The sequence below is a fragment of the Oscillibacter sp. MSJ-31 genome (assembly GCF_018918025.1).
GTDB lineage: Bacteria > Bacillota > Clostridia > Oscillospirales > Oscillospiraceae > Hominicoprocola.
In genome coordinates, this window is record NZ_JAHLPT010000032.1 from 1 (window position 1) to 14,006 (window position 14,006).

Genomic DNA, 14,006 nt, shown 5'->3' on the forward strand with positions numbered 1-14,006 from the left:
AGCTCGAGCGCTTGGCTCACCAAAGAAACCGTCCATCCATTGCCCTCCCATTATAACAAAAATAAGCATAGCTTCCGAGGCTTCCTATACGCTTCGGGTGCTATGCTTATTTTGTACCATACAATTGAATATCTTTCTTTGCCCATATCAAAGCCTCCCATTTCGTCAAAGCGGCATCGGAATCCGGGCAATCTCAATCACTGCTACGATGGCAATGATAAAGGCTGCAATCCCGATAACTACTGTGCTCTTCTTGCTGAGCTTCTTCTTTTTTGCTCTGCATATCAGCATAGCACCTACCACACAAACAACCGCCGCCATAAGTGCAATGCCCAGCGTTTCCCATAGCCACGAAAGTTCATATATGATCTTCATTTGTTCACCCATCCTTAACGGTCTTATTTGTAAATTTGGATTATCAAGCAGGATAGCGGTTGCGCTCCCTTTTTCCGCGCTCTTTGACGCAGCAGGGTGTATTGTCTTCCTCCGTAATCGTGTTTGTCCCTATATTTTTGCTCATGCTCGCACAGCTCAATTTGCCAGCCATACGATCATGGCCTATTTCAGCAGCTCCGACAATACCTGAAACAACTTTTGAATATCCAGAGGTTTAGCAATGTGGCCGTTCATTCCGGCATTCAACGCATTCTTTTGATCCTCTTCAAATGCATTGGCGGTCATGGCCACAATGGGGATCGCCGCCTTCTTTTTATCCGGGAGCGCACGAATCCGCCGAGTTGCTTCATAACCGTCCATCTCCGGCATCTGGACATCCATCAAGATCAGGTCATACCGGCCGGCAGAAGCCGCTTCGACCTTTTCAACGGCAATCTTTCCGTTTCCCGCAGTATCCACCTCAAAGCCCGCTTCTTCAAGAAGCGTCGATGCGATCTCCAGATTCAGTTCGTTATCCTCGACTACCAGAAGCTTCTTTCCAGTAAAATCAGAAGCTTTTGAAACGGGTATCATCTGCCCCGCTTTTGCCTCGCCGACGGGGAATCGCAGAGAAACGGTAAATTCCGAGCCCCTTCCCGGTTCGCTCTCCACTGTGATCCTGCCGCCCATCATATCCACCAAGCTTTTCGTGATGGCCAGGCCGAGCCCCGTACCCTGTATCTTGCTGACGGTGGAGGTCCTCTCTCTGGCAAACTGCTCAAAAATGTGCTTTTGGAACTCCTCGCTCATGCCAATGCCGTTATCCTTGATGTGGAATTCAAAATCGGCATAGTCTGCCGGAGCCGTATCTTTCTGTACAATCCGCAGGCTGATCTGCCCACCGTCCGGCGTGAACTTCACGGCGTTTGCCAAAACATTGATCAGGATTTGTTCAAGCCGCAGCGGGTCGGCGATCACATCCTCGTTTTTCATGCCAGCAGTATCGACGGTAAAGGAGATGTGCTTTTTGTCGGCGCCGACCTGTATGGCGTCCCCAATATCCTCCACCAATTCCGGCAGATGCACCGGCTTTGTCTCCAGCGTAACCTTTCCATTCTCAATGCGGCTCATATCCAACACATCGTTGATAAGGGACAGAAGATGCTGGCTGGAAACGGATATCTTTTTCAGATAGTCCTCTACTTGGTCACGGTCGTCGATGTGCGTCTGCGCCAGAGCGGTGAAACCGATGATGGCATTCATGGGCGTTCGGATGTCGTGAGACATATTAAACAGGAACTCCCGCTTGGCGAGATTGGCCTTGGTTTCACGCTGAACGGCAAGCTCGAGTGCGGCGTTTTTCTGTTCGAGCGACTTCTTGTATTCTTGCTCGGAGTTCTCCTGCTGCATAAAGAAATCCTTTGCGGAGTTCCAGCGGAATCCCTGCACAAACGCCAGAATCAAGATATACATGACCAGCGTGATCACCAGATTCATCACGGTGAGGTCATAGACCTGACGGGCGGGAACATAGGCGTAGAGGGAATAGTTCCGCCCATGGCTGTACATTCCATAGCATTGCTCAATGCCCTTCGGAGCGTACACGCGGATCAGTTTATCTGCCCGGTTGCTTCTCCGGATCGACATGAGCCGTTCACTCTCGAAAATGTTCATACCAATCAGAGTGGGGTCGTTGGAGGCCGATACCCGGTTCTCCTCCACCACCAGAAGAGTCCCCGTGGAGTTGACCCCATAGCTGTCTATCAGAGGCTGGATGGACAAAACGGACTTTTGGGAAAACTCCGCCCCGGTATAGCGGTAGGCCAGCACCGCACCCGCGCCGTCAGCGCAGCTGTGCACAGCGACATCGGCAAAACTACCCTCGTCCAGCTCCACATGCTTGACATAGGTCTTCTGCGGGTAGCCGATGACACTGAGGATCGGTTCCAATTTGATGCCAGACTGAAGCTGTGCGTAGCCGATGCCATCCTCCGTGTACTCACATACCAGCTCGCCCTGCGCGTCCAGCAGGCAGATGCCCGTAAGCCACAGCTCCTTGGCGCGCTCCGACAGAGCCGCCTCATCGCAGTCGAGGGAGAGAGACTCCAGCGCGTGGACGGCGGCGGCCTCGCGCACAAGGCCCTTCGCGATGGCGGTTTCGTTGTACTTCGTATAGTCAGCGGCCTGCTCCTTGATAAACTCGATCGCTCCCGCCAGCCTCTGCTCGCAATTTTGCATATCCGCCTGTCTGGAAAGCGCGAAAACGATTCCGAGGAGGAAAATACCCACAGCAATACAAACGAGCCAGAATTTTTTGCTGAAAATGGTCTGCAAAGGATTACGGTTCAAGGCATTCCACCTCCAAATAGGTTTCGGGATGCTCCAGATACCTGCCGACGATCTCCTGCATGGTCCCGTCCTGACGCATCTGTGCAAAGGTGTCCATCAGCTCCTGTGCAAGACCGCGGTCATCATCGGCGGAAAAGGCTGCGCCGATTCCGGTGATCAGCAGCGGCTCGTCCAGAATGCGGAAGTCCGCGCCGTAATCCGTCATATACTGCAAAATGGCCGTTTCGTGGGCGGCAATGGCATCCACATAGCCGCAGTCCAGCGCCGCATACTGTACGCCCCGATCCTCCAGACTGATAATGTCCTCAAATTGGGGAATATCCGCTTGTCCGCTTTGCAAAAAGATCTCTTCCGGCTTACCGGTAGACTGAACGGCAATGGTCTTGCCGTTCAGGTCATCCATGGCGTAAATATCGCTTTTTGCATTGACGGCGATGATCTGCCGGCTGACCATGTAGGGGCCGGCCCATTGGTAATCCTGCTCACGCCCATCCATGGAGAAACAGCCCCAAATACAGTCGATCTCCCCATTGTCCACGAGCGTCCTTTTCTGCTCCCAGTCGATGGTTGTGAACACCGCCTGATAGCCCATCCGCCGGAACGCCTCAACTGCGATCTCCACGTCGATGCCGGTGGGGTCGCCGTTGTTGTCCAGATAGACAAAGGGCGGATAGGTGTCGCTGCCGATGGTGATGTGCGGCAGCGATGATATACCCGGCTGCTCTCCTGTCTGCGCCGCGCAGCCGCAGAGTACTCCGGCCACAAGCAGAACGGTCAAAATAAGCAAAACAAGTGTTTTGAAATGTTTCATCAGTAGGATTCCCTCAATTTCTGCTCCTCGATTATCTGTATAGGTTATTATACATTGATTTCGGCAAATAGCAATATTCAGCATGCCATTTACGCGACGCCGTTGCGGCCATCGCGGCAGTGTCCGGGCGGACATCCCCGCAAAATTTCTCCACAAATTTTTGCAGTTTCGGTTTTGCCTTCCGATGGGAACAGTTTATCAAATTCGTGAATTCTGTCAATCGTTTTTCAAAGCGTGTTTGAACCATTGCGAAAATGCGTTGAAATTTATAGATAAAGCGGTTATAATGGCGGCACAGATAATTATTTATTTATAAAACACCACGGCAGCGGATATTGCGTCCTTCCACCTGCTGCGCTGCGTGCAGAGGGAAAATTACATCTCGGCTAAAAATGTCCGCAAAGGAGAGTGAAATGAACAACGAAACCCGAAAGGAAACACAGGTATTACCGAAGGACGTCCGCTACGTTGGGGCGGATGACCTCACCTTGCCCCTTTTTGAAAACCAGTACCCTGTCCAGCCGATGGGCGTGAGCTACAACTCCTACCTCATTCTGGATGAGAAGGTCGCCGTCATGGACAGCGTGGACGCCCGCGCGGCGGACGAATGGCTCGCCAAGCTCGCACACGAGCTGGACGGGCGCAGACCGGACTACCTCGTTATCTCCCACATGGAGCTGGATCACTCCGGCAGCATCCTGCGCCTTGCGGAGAAATATCAGGAAATGAAGCTCGTCGGCAACACCAAGACCTTCACAATGCTCCGCCAGTTCTTCGGCGCGAAAGCACCGACAGACGACCGCTTGCTGGAGGTCGGCGAGGGTGAAACGCTCCCCCTCGGCGCGCATACGCTTCATTTTATGCTCGCCCCGATGGTTCATTGGCCGGAGGTGATGGTCGCCTACGAGGAAACAGAGAAGATACTCTTCTCCGCCGACGCCTTCGGGCGCTTCGGCTCGCTGGGGCGCACCGCCAACGCGCCGTGGGCACCGCAGGCGCGACGCTACTACTACAACATTGTCGGCAAGTACGGCGCGCAGGTGCAGGCGCTGCTGAAAAAGGCGTCCGCGCTGGAGATCGAAACGATCTGCCCGCTCCACGGTCCCGTGCTGACAGGCGGCGCGCTCGCCGAGGCCCTGCGGCTCTACGACCTGTGGTCGCGCTGGCAGAGCGAGTCGCCGGATGATATTCTGCTCGCCCACGCCTCCATTCACGGCAACACCGCCCGCGCGGCGGAGCTTTTTAAGCAAAAGCTCGAGGCGAAAGGCGCGCGGGTCACGCTCTGCGACCTGACGGCGACCGAAGTCTCCTACGCGGTGGCGAACGCCTTCTACTGCGGTAAGCTCGTACTGGCCTGCTCGACCTATGACGGCGGACTGTTCCCTCCCATGGAGGAATTTCTGAGCCACCTGCAAGCCAAGGGCTTCCGCAGCCGCACGGTGGGCCTGATCGAAAACGGCTCGTGGGCGCCCGCTGCTGCGCGGCTGATGCGCGCGAGGCTCGAGGAAATGAAGGACCTGCGCGTGTGCGACGCCGTGGTGTCGCTGCGCAGCGCGCTCAGTCCCGCAAGCGAGGCGCAGATGGAAGCGCTGTCCGCGGAGCTGTGTGCAGAATAAAGACGCAAACTGCTGATTCGGTATGGTATCCCACCTTGCTGCCGCCGGATACCGCAAGATGCATCGTGGAAAGGCGAAGAGCTCTATGAAACGAAAATACAAGGGATTTACCTTGATGGAGTTATTGGTCGTAATTGCGATTATCGCCGTACTGGTCGCCATTGCGATCCCAATGCTTGCCTCTCAACTGGAAAAAAGCCGGGAGGCGACAGACCTTGCCAATGTGCGCTCTGCCTATGCACAGGTTTCTGCAGAGGCCATGTTGGGAGATACCACGGCTACTGTCACAGTTGACTTGAAGCAAAGAGAGGCCGACTGGCAGTCGGTAGATCCCGTAAGCATCGGCGGCATCGTTCACTCCAGAGGGCAGCCCGACACAAACAACTGGATAGGCACTGCCACGCCGGGGGGAAGCTGTGAGGTTTCCTATAATGAGAGCTGCGGCGTGGTGCTCACATGGAGTGGGAGTGCAGCACCGTCCAAGCCGGACTACCCATTTAACACCAGCGAGAATTTTTTTGATGTGCTGTACAAGGCGGCTTTTTGGACAGATGGCACGCTCAAAAACAACCAGTCTTTCGAGTTTGACTCTCGCTGCCCGGAGTCGGACTTTATTCCGGCAATTCAGCAGGAGATCGACAAATTGGACAACAGCCTTCTGCAGCAGGCGGATTGCACATGGGCATATTTGGGATTCAAAAAGAAAAATGATGCAGAGCAGAAAAAAAACTGCTTTCTCTTATGGACTTCTCTTGACACGAATAAGGTCGGCGGTGGAAAACAGATCCCTGTGCTCATTCAAACCGGTGATGGAACGTACTATGTTTCCGAAACCACGACTCATCAGCGATGGAGAAATAACCAAAAGTATGTCACCGTTTCGGAGCGAATGGCAGACTACAAGGATCTTTTGAACTCAGACGCGGAATACTCCACGCTGGAGGCCGCCTACGACGCATACAAAACAGCCCTGAACAACGCAAAATACGACGGGGTTCGTGGAAGCTCGGGCCAATAAGGCTGCAAAAAGTCAGCTCCCTCTATACTGCGCGGTTCGATATCGTCGAAAGCACATAAAAGCATCCGCGCGAGGGGCTCAAAGATGTCTCTTTCTTGATCTTGACCGTGATCTTGCCGGTAGCAGCAACGTGAAGTCAGGCCGGTCAAGCCAGAGCGCTCCAATCAACACACTCGTGCCATGTGCAAGTACCGCTGGTACAGACGCAGCGATGAAATGCCTCAAAGCCAAGTCCTGGGGATGTGCCACAGGGAAAAGCTCCATCAAATTGGATTCTTGCATGGCAGAAAGGACCGCATTACCGAGCGTGAGCATTGGGTACAGTACAAAGGACAGGCAAAGCAGAATAAAGAAGTCGCCTTCTTTCCAACCGTTGGACAATCTGCCAAACCTCTATGGAGTTTGAAAAGGATCTGTTTTGAGAAAAGTGATTGTAAATATTTGAAAATCGCATACAATCATCTCGGCTTCCATAATAATCCAAAACTGAATGAATCAAAGGAGAAAATGATAATGAGTACGACCGCAAGAATGGTAATGAAGATTATTGGCGCAAGTCTGGCATTTGCTGCGTTTGTTTGTCTGCTGATTGGCGGTTGGCATGATATCGGTGCTGGCTATACTTGCGTGAAGAATCGGATGAATAAGAGATTCCGCTCCGAGTATGACGATTATGATGAGGAAGATTCGATAGGGACTCCTTCCACGTAATTTCAGGGAATTAAGCGGATTTGCCGCAGAATTTCCTCACCTGCAGAAGCCCCCCGCAATTCACACGCCAGATGCGTACAGAAAGCAAAAAGGGCAACCGTAGATCTGGCTTCCTAAACCGCTACCCGTCAAGAGGACAGTGAAAAAATAAAATTTTCCCGACCAGCAGAGTAAACTGCTGGCCGCTTTTTATGCGGCAAGAAAGAGTCTGTGCTTTTCTAAGGGGTCATCACCCCTAAATTGCGTTGTACTCGTCTGGTGGGGTAATAACGGATATAACGCTCAATCATCTGAATGGGATCTTGCTTGCTGGTAAAGCGTCTTCCGTAATAACGTTCTCGCTTCAGGATATCCCAGAAGCCTTCCATGGGATCGTTGTCAATGCAACGCGCAACACGCGTGACATACTTTGAGTCATTCCTGCCTGCACCAACTTCTGACAGAACACTCTGCCGGTGTACTGGAATCCCCTACCGTTGGTGGTCAGCGTAAATCAGAAATTTTTGCCCCGTTCCTTTTCCACACCGCGGGCATACTCCACCAACTGCTTCACCACGTCCCAGTTCATCAGCGGCTCACCGCCGAAGAAGTCCATCTCCAGATTGGTGCGCCCGCCCTCGGTTATGCTGGCGACCACACGGCTGCTCTACCACATGGGCAACATCTTCCGGGACAACGCGCCTATCCCTGCTGCCACCGGCATTCAAATCGACCATAAGCGGCTGCAGGAGCTCCAACGCAAACGCATCGCCTCGGCCGCAAGCCGGACGATCATGAACTTGAGCCGCAGGGATACACGATGCAGTTCCATTGATTCTGTAAATGCAAAAGGTGGCACAAAGCGTGTATATTTTGCGTTGCTATGGACAAAGAAGCATTCCAAAAGCAATAGCTTCCTGCACCGAGTTATGGTATGTATGTTGGCTGCCGTGGAGAGCACTGTTGCCACAGGTGGTAAGGTGCCCCCTGCGCAAAGGGCCTTCCTATTTTCGACAGCATAGCCGCTTTGCAGCACACGCAGCGGAGCGAGCTCGAATCGCTTGCTCCGCTGCGTGCGTTTACTGTGTGTTATTCTCCCCAGTAGCTCACGTGCAGCAGCTCGTGGCAGCGCTCCTCGCCGTATTCGGCCATCATGCGCACCACGATGGGATTGCGCTCGGCACGTTTGAACATTGCCGCGTTGTCGGACTGGTGCAGACCGTCGCCGCGCTTTTCCTTCGTGGCCTTGAGCCCGTGGGGCTGTCCCGCGCCGCCGACGCAGCCGCCCTGACAGGTCATGACCTCGATAAGATGGTAGAACGCCTCGCCCTCGTCAATTCTTTTGAGCAGCTTTCTTGCGTTGGCAAGACCGTTGACCACCGCGAGCTTCAGCTCGGTATCCCCGATGGTGACCGTTGTCTCCTTGATCGGCGCGTCGCCGCGCAGGCCGAGAATGCTGATCTCGCGCAGGGCGTTCTTGCTCTTATCCGGCAGACAGTGACGCACCACCGCCTCGGCCACGCCGCCGGTTGTGCCGTAGATGACCGCCGCGCCGGAGCCGAGGCCGAACGGCAGGTCGGGAGATTCCAGCTCCAGCTCATTGAGCTGGATGCCCGTCTCCTGCATCATGTCAATGACCTCGTGCGTGGTGAGCACCAGATCGACGTCGGGGCGGCCGTCGTGGATGAATTCAGGGCGCGCGGCCTCCATCTTCTTCGCCGTGCAGGGCATGATGGCGATGTGATAGGTCGTGCGGCCGTCCTGCGCGTCCTTTTCCGCGTACTTGTCGCGGAAGATCGCGCCTACCATCTCCATCGGCGACTTGCAGGTGGAGATGTTCTTGAGGTACTTGGGGTTCTCGTTTTCCAGATACTTCACCCACGCAGGACAGCAGGAGGTGAACATCGGGAACGGGCCTCCGTTTTTCAGCCGCTCCAGAAATTCCTCGGACTCCGCGATGGTCGTGAAGTCCGCGCCGAAGGTCGTGTCGTAGACCTCGTCCACGCCCATGAGCTTGAGCGCCGTGACGAGCTTATCGAGCACGTTTTCACCGGCGGGGACGCCAAAGGCCTCGCCCACGGCCACGCGGACCGCAGGCGCGATCTGGATGACCACGCGCTTTTTCGGATCGTGGATGGCGCGCCACGCCTCGCCGATCTGGTTCTTCACCGTGATCGCACCAGTGGGACACACGGCGGCGCATTGACCGCAGCTCACGCACTTGGTCTGCGCCATTTTGCGGTCGAACGCAGGCATGACCTGCGCGCTGCTGCCGCGATAGGCAAAGTTCAGGATGCCCATGCCCTGCATCTCCTCGCACACGCGCACACAGTCGCCGCAGAGGATGCACTTGTTCGGATCGCGCAGCACGGCGGGCGAGGTGTTGTCGATCTCGTAATGCTCGCGCGTATCCTCAAAGCGGATACGGCGCACGCCGAACTGCTGCGCAAGCTCCTGCAAATGGCAGTGCCCGCTTTTCTCACAGGTCGTGCAGTTGCAGTTATGCGAGGCGAGCAGCAGCTCGAGGATGACGCGGCGGTGCTTCAAAAGCCGTGCGCTGTTTGTGCGGATGCGCATACCGTTGCGCGGCTCCATCGAGCAGGATGCGTCGATCTTGCCGGTCTCTTCATTCTCCACCACGCACATACGGCACGCGCCGTAAACGGAAAGGTCGGAGTAATAGCAGAATGTCGGCATTTCGATGCCGGCCTTGCGGATCACGGAGAGCACGTTCTTTTCGCCGTCGTAGCTGACGCGCTGTCCGTCAATGATCATCATTCCCTTTGCCATGGCTCAATCCTCCTCAATGGCGTCGATCGCGCCGAACGGGCACGCACCCCAGCACGCACCGCAGTGGATGCACTTTTCGTTGTCGATCGTGTGCGGCATACGGATCTCGCCGGAAATGGCCTCCATCGGGCAGTTGCGCTTGCACTTGCCGCAGCCCTTGCACAGCTCCGGCTTGATGACAAGGCGGCGCTTACGGCCGTTGCAGATCGGGCAGTGGTGGTCGACAACGTGTGCGAGGTATTCCTTGCGGAAGTATTTGAGTGTGCTCACCACAGGGTTGCACGCCGCCTGGCCGAGACCGCACAGCGCCGTCTCGGTGATGGTGCGGGAAAGTTCCTCGAGCAGATCAAGGTCCTCAAGGCTTCCCTCGTTGTTCACGATGCGCGTGAGGATCTCGAGCATCCGCTTCGTGCCCTCCCGGCAGGGGACGCACTTGCCGCAGCTTTCATTCTGCGTGAAGCTCATGAAAAAGCGCGCCGTTTCCACCATGCAGGTGCCCTCGTCCATGACGACGAGGCCGCCCGAGCCGATGATGGCGCCGACCTTCTTGAGCGAGTCGAAGTCCAGCGGCAGGTCGAGGTGCTCCTCGGTCAGACAGCCGCCCGCGGGGCCGCCGATCTGCACCGCCTTGAATTTCTTGCCGTCCTTGATGCCGCCGCCGATATCGAAGATGATCTCGCGCAGCGTCGCGCCCATCGGCACCTCGATCAATCCCGTGTTGACCACGTTGCCCGTCAGGGCGAAGGCCTTTGTGCCGGGGCTTTTCTCCGTGCCGATGCTGTGGAACCATGCGCTGCCGCGCAGGATGATCTGCGGAACATTCGCGTAGGTCTCCACATTGTTGAGCACCGTGGGCCGCGCCCACAGACCCTGCTCGACCGTGCGCGGCGGCTTGACGCGCGGCATACCGCGCTTGCCCTCGATGGAAGCGGTCAGCGCGCTGCCCTCGCCGCAGACAAAGGCGCCCGCGCCGCGGTTGATGTGCAGATGGAAGGAAAAGTCCGTGCCCAGAATGTTGTCCCCGAGCAGGCCCAGCTCCTCATCCCGGGCGATGGCGATGCGCAGGCGCTCGACTGCCAGCGGATACTCCGCGCGGACGTAGATGTAGCCCTCGTCGCTGCCGGCGGCGAGCGCGGCGATCATCATGCCCTCGATGACCGAATGGGGGTTGCCCTCCATGATGGAGCGGTCCATGAACGCGCCGGGGTCGCCCTCGTCGCCGTTGCAGACCACATACTTCTTGCCCTTGGGCTGGCGGCGGACGCTGTCCCACTTTCTGCCCGCGGGAAAGCCCGCGCCGCCGCGGCCGCGCAGGCCGGAATCGAGGATCTCACGGCAGATGTCCTCGTCGGACATCTCAAAGAGCGCCTTTTCAAAGGCGGCGTAGCCGTCGTGGGCAAGGTATTCGTCAATGTCCTCGGCGTCCGTCGTGCCGCAGTTTTCCAGCACCACGCGCTGCTGCTTGGCGTAAAAGGGGATCTCATTGTGCTTGGCGTACCGCACGCCATTGAGCTCATAGAGCAGGCGCTCGACCGCCTCACCGCCGAGGATGGTCTTTTCAATGATCTCGTCGCAGTCCTCAAGCCTGACGTGCGTGTAAAGGAAGCCCTCTGGCTCGATCTGAAGCAGCGGCCCCATTTCGCAGAAGCCGTGGCAGCCGCTCTTTTTGAAGTGGATGGCGTCGTCTCCGCCCTCGTGGCGCAGCGCAACGCGCGTTTTCAGCCCGCGCTTTTCGCACTCGGACTTCAGGTAGTCGTAGATCTTCAGCGAGCCGCCCGCAATGCAGCCCGTGCCCGCACAGACAAGGACCTCGCGCCGGTCCGCCGCGAGCAGCTCCTTGGCCTGTACGCGCAGAGCGCCGAGCCGTTCTCTCGTCAGTTCAGCCATTTGCAGCGCCCTCCCTTGCACGAATGTCCTCAAGCAGCGCAAGCGCTGTTTCGGGATCCATCTTCGCGTGTACCTCGCCGTCGATCGTCATGACCGGCGCAAGGCCGCACGCGCCGAGGCACGCCACGGTCTCCAGCGTGAACAGCCCGTCGTCCGAGGTCTTTTTCTTGCCGGAAAGACCCAGATACTCATACACCGCATCGTAGATCGGGCCGGATTTGCGCACATGGCAGGCTGTGCCGGCGCAGACCTTGATGATGTGCTTTCCCTTGGCTTCGAGCGAAAAGTTCTCGTAAAACGTCGCTACGCTGTAGACGCGGGATACGCTGATATCCAGCGTATCAGCGATGAGCGTCAGGTTTGCTTCGCTCAAATAGTTGTACTCCGCCTGCACATCCTGCAAGATAGCAATAAGATTCGCCGCATTGTTCTCATGCGCGGCAAGGATGCTCAGGACCTTTTCTGTGTCAGGTTTCATGGTTGCCCTCCTATCTAATCCTGATAATAATTATACCGTAAATTTTTTAATGTTTTCAACATATTGCTACAAAAACAGCGATTGATAATTTCTATGTATTAACCTACTTAATATTTTTTAATAGGCATTTTTGTATTAGATAAGCTACGCTCCATGGGTAAGGAAGCCTCAGTACAAACGTGTTACCCTGGGCCAGAAGCCAGATGACTTAGAGCAGCACTGATATTCAATGAAGCCTTATTGATCCAGCTAATGCAAAAGGCAACACAGCCCATGCATATTTTGCACCGCTGTAAACCTGCTAAAAAGTCAAGTCCTAATTCAAAGAAAAGTTATAGGCAGAAAAAGAGCATAGCAAAGCAGAGGCGGCAAAGCGGATCGCTTGGCCGCCTCAAATAAAGTATTGGAGATCTCAGCTCATTCTATTGCCGACGAGCTGCGGTAGAGTTCTGTGACCTTGCCATAATAGATCCGGAGGAACTTATTCAGGCCTGCCACCATAGCGAGTTTACCGCTCTTTCCCTCACCGCGTTTTTTCTCAATGAATGTAAAAATCGGATCGTTTGCCGGTTTGTGCATCCGCCAAATCAAGTCCACGCTCACCAATCAGATCTTCCGTCAGGAGCTGCTGCACGTCTACGAACAGAAAAGCAAGTCGCGAGACGAGCTGGTGGCGGAAGCGCGGAAAGCCATGCTGGAATTGGCGAAGGCGATGCGGGAAATGACCTGCATCCACCCGGAGGCGGAGCAGATGATCCGGGATCTGTCGCGGCAACTCGGTCAGGTCGGCGGCAAGAAAACCTACGGCTATCTGCCGAAGCCGATGAAAAAGTTGGTGGACGAGATCGTCGACCAAATGGCGCGGCTGCCCACCGTGGATGCGTGCTACCAGACGTGGTGGGAGTTGCAATGTCAGGTGGAGGATTACTACTCCGAAGATAAAAAGAGAATACGTCCACCGCTGTCTCAGCAAAAGGAATTTCGCCAGATCAAGAACGCCGTCATCAAAGAGGCGGAGCATCTTCGCATGAACAGATTTTCCTTCGAGGACGAGGAAATGCAGGATGACGGCGAACAGATCAGCACCTACGCCATGAGCTATGAATGTCAGGATCTGCAAAGCGTGGCGAACGATGAGAGCTTTCCGTTGGCAGAGCGTGACGAGGCGGCGGAGCAGTTGGAGCAGCTTGCGGAGGACGGTGACGCCTACGCCCAGTACATCATCGGCACGGCGTACCGTGACGGCGGACTGCTGATACCGGACACAACCAAAGCACAAAAGCTGTTGGAACGCGCAGCCGAGCAAGACTTGGACGCGGCACAGTACGCCCTCGGCAAGCTGTATCTCTCCGATGATGCCGACCTTCACGATCCTGCCAAGGGGATCTACTGGCTGAAACGCTCTGCTGACAACGGCAACGATCACGCCGCCTACCGGTTGGGCAAGGAATATCTCAGCGGCAAAAATGTATCAAAAGACACTTCGACTGCGGCGGAATACCTGCGGCAGGCCGCGAACAATGGAAACGCCTACGCACAGTACCTCTTGGGAAAGCTGACCCTCATGGGCGAGGGCGTTCCCAAGGACATGGATGCCGCCTACGAATGGTTCGCGGCGGCGCGGGATAACGGCCACGCCTATGCGGAGTTCTTCATGGAACGCATGGAACGGCAGGAGGACTTGCCACCGCCCAACATTCTGCTGTCTGCTACCCGGCTACTCTACCACATGGGCAATATTTTTCGGGACAACGCCCCGGCTCCCGCTGCCACCGGCATCCAAATCGACCGCAAGCGGTTACAGGAGCTTCAGCGTAAGCGCATCGCCCTCGGCCACAAGCCGGACAATTATGAATTCGAACCGCAGGGATACACGATGCAGTTCCGTTGATTCAGCAGACGTCCCTGTCACCCCGCACCATACCGCTTGCGGTATTGAAGCGGTGAGGCGCCATAGCGCAGGCGAAACTGCTCGATAAAGTGGCTGAGCTG

13 protein-coding genes are annotated in these 14,006 nt (G+C 55.8%); 5 read left to right on the top strand and 8 right to left on the bottom strand.

Annotation, left to right across the window (positions count from 1 at the left end):
• Positions 1-165: 165 nt before the first annotated feature.
• The 3 genes from KQI17_RS12520 to KQI17_RS12530 form a co-directional block, all read right to left on the bottom strand.
• Positions 166-375, bottom strand: a complete 210-nt coding sequence (locus KQI17_RS12520) for a hypothetical protein (RefSeq protein WP_022018026.1) — start codon at positions 373-375, stop codon at positions 166-168.
• Positions 376-558: 183 nt separating this feature from the next.
• Positions 559-2,613 carry an ATP-binding protein gene (locus KQI17_RS12525; protein WP_253285831.1) on the bottom strand — a complete coding sequence of 685 codons (2,055 nt, stop codon included), beginning with the start codon at positions 2,611-2,613 and terminating at the stop codon, positions 559-561.
• A 100-nt stretch (positions 2,614-2,713) separates the two neighbouring features.
• A complete protein-coding gene (locus tag KQI17_RS12530; protein ID WP_216496546.1) occupies positions 2,714-3,535 on the bottom strand; it encodes an ABC transporter substrate-binding protein in 822 nt (273 codons plus the stop codon).
• 413 nt (positions 3,536-3,948) lie between these two features.
• On the opposite strand from KQI17_RS12530, the gene KQI17_RS12535 reads away from it, so the two are divergent.
• The 3 genes from KQI17_RS12535 (at position 3,949) to KQI17_RS13710 (ending at position 6,880) form a co-directional block, all read left to right on the top strand.
• On the top strand, positions 3,949-5,151 hold the full coding sequence (locus KQI17_RS12535) for an FprA family A-type flavoprotein (RefSeq protein ID WP_216496547.1): 1,203 nt from the start codon (positions 3,949-3,951) through the stop codon (positions 5,149-5,151).
• An 85-nt stretch (positions 5,152-5,236) separates the two neighbouring features.
• Positions 5,237-6,169, top strand: coding sequence for a Tfp pilus assembly protein FimT/FimU (locus tag KQI17_RS12540; RefSeq protein WP_216496548.1), 933 nt, complete (start codon positions 5,237-5,239; stop codon positions 6,167-6,169).
• Between the two features lie 180 nt (positions 6,170-6,349).
• The gene (locus KQI17_RS13710) at positions 6,350-6,880 is read left to right on the top strand and encodes a hypothetical protein (protein WP_253285832.1); all 531 of its coding nucleotides are present in this window, start codon (positions 6,350-6,352) and stop codon (positions 6,878-6,880) included.
• A 218-nt stretch (positions 6,881-7,098) separates the two neighbouring features.
• Here the strand turns inward: KQI17_RS13710 and KQI17_RS13925 are convergent, their stop codons facing one another.
• Together KQI17_RS13925 and KQI17_RS12555 are read right to left on the bottom strand one after the other, a co-directional pair.
• Positions 7,099-7,347, bottom strand: coding sequence for an IS3 family transposase (locus KQI17_RS13925; protein ID WP_371821999.1), 249 nt, complete (start codon positions 7,345-7,347; stop codon positions 7,099-7,101).
• A gap of 26 nt (positions 7,348-7,373) precedes the next feature.
• Positions 7,374-7,517, bottom strand: coding sequence for a hypothetical protein (locus KQI17_RS12555; RefSeq protein WP_216496556.1), 144 nt, complete (start codon positions 7,515-7,517; stop codon positions 7,374-7,376).
• A gap of 16 nt (positions 7,518-7,533) precedes the next feature.
• On the opposite strand from KQI17_RS12555, the gene KQI17_RS12560 reads away from it, so the two are divergent.
• On the top strand, positions 7,534-7,881 hold the full coding sequence (locus KQI17_RS12560; protein ID WP_216496550.1) for a hypothetical protein: 348 nt from the start codon (positions 7,534-7,536) through the stop codon (positions 7,879-7,881).
• Positions 7,882-7,948: 67 nt separating this feature from the next.
• Here the strand turns inward: KQI17_RS12560 and KQI17_RS12565 are convergent, their stop codons facing one another.
• From KQI17_RS12565 to KQI17_RS12575, 3 genes are read right to left on the bottom strand one after another with little or no spacing between them, the layout of a single operon-like run.
• Positions 7,949-9,649 carry a [FeFe] hydrogenase, group A gene (locus KQI17_RS12565; protein ID WP_216496551.1) on the bottom strand — a complete coding sequence of 567 codons (1,701 nt, stop codon included), beginning with the start codon at positions 9,647-9,649 and terminating at the stop codon, positions 7,949-7,951.
• Positions 9,650-9,652: 3 nt separating this feature from the next.
• Positions 9,653-11,536, bottom strand: a complete 1,884-nt coding sequence (locus KQI17_RS12570) for an NADH-quinone oxidoreductase subunit NuoF (RefSeq protein ID WP_216496552.1) — start codon at positions 11,534-11,536, stop codon at positions 9,653-9,655.
• Complete coding sequence (locus KQI17_RS12575) at positions 11,529-12,014, bottom strand: NAD(P)H-dependent oxidoreductase subunit E (RefSeq protein ID WP_022019126.1); 486 nt, start codon at positions 12,012-12,014, stop codon at positions 11,529-11,531. The genes KQI17_RS12570 and KQI17_RS12575 overlap by 8 nt, the downstream gene beginning before the upstream one ends.
• 541 nt (positions 12,015-12,555) lie before the next feature.
• Between KQI17_RS12575 and mobL the strand changes: the two genes are divergently transcribed.
• Complete coding sequence (gene mobL, locus KQI17_RS12580; RefSeq protein ID WP_216496553.1) at positions 12,556-13,905, top strand: relaxase MobL; 1,350 nt, start codon at positions 12,556-12,558, stop codon at positions 13,903-13,905.
• Positions 13,906-14,006 lie beyond the last annotated feature (101 nt).

Excerpts from the sequence above, each read along its gene's own strand:
- KQI17_RS12520 (WP_022018026.1), bottom strand. The coding sequence starts at position 375 with ATGAAGATCATATATGAACTTTCGTGGCTATGGGAAACGCTGGGCATT.
- KQI17_RS12525 (WP_253285831.1), bottom strand. The coding sequence starts at position 2,613 with ATGCAAAATTGCGAGCAGAGGCTGGCGGGAGCGATCGAGTTTATCAAG.
- KQI17_RS12530 (WP_216496546.1), bottom strand. The coding sequence starts at position 3,535 with ATGAAACATTTCAAAACACTTGTTTTGCTTATTTTGACCGTTCTGCTT.
- KQI17_RS12535 (WP_216496547.1), top strand. The coding sequence starts at position 3,949 with ATGAACAACGAAACCCGAAAGGAAACACAGGTATTACCGAAGGACGTC.
- KQI17_RS12540 (WP_216496548.1), top strand. The coding sequence starts at position 5,237 with ATGAAACGAAAATACAAGGGATTTACCTTGATGGAGTTATTGGTCGTA.
- KQI17_RS13710 (WP_253285832.1), top strand. The coding sequence starts at position 6,350 with ATGTGCAAGTACCGCTGGTACAGACGCAGCGATGAAATGCCTCAAAGC.
- KQI17_RS12560 (WP_216496550.1), top strand. The coding sequence starts at position 7,534 with ATGGGCAACATCTTCCGGGACAACGCGCCTATCCCTGCTGCCACCGGC.
- KQI17_RS12565 (WP_216496551.1), bottom strand. The coding sequence starts at position 9,649 with ATGGCAAAGGGAATGATGATCATTGACGGACAGCGCGTCAGCTACGAC.
- KQI17_RS12570 (WP_216496552.1), bottom strand. The coding sequence starts at position 11,536 with ATGGCTGAACTGACGAGAGAACGGCTCGGCGCTCTGCGCGTACAGGCC.
- KQI17_RS12575 (WP_022019126.1), bottom strand. The coding sequence starts at position 12,014 with ATGAAACCTGACACAGAAAAGGTCCTGAGCATCCTTGCCGCGCATGAG.
- mobL (WP_216496553.1), top strand. The coding sequence starts at position 12,556 with ATGAATGTAAAAATCGGATCGTTTGCCGGTTTGTGCATCCGCCAAATC.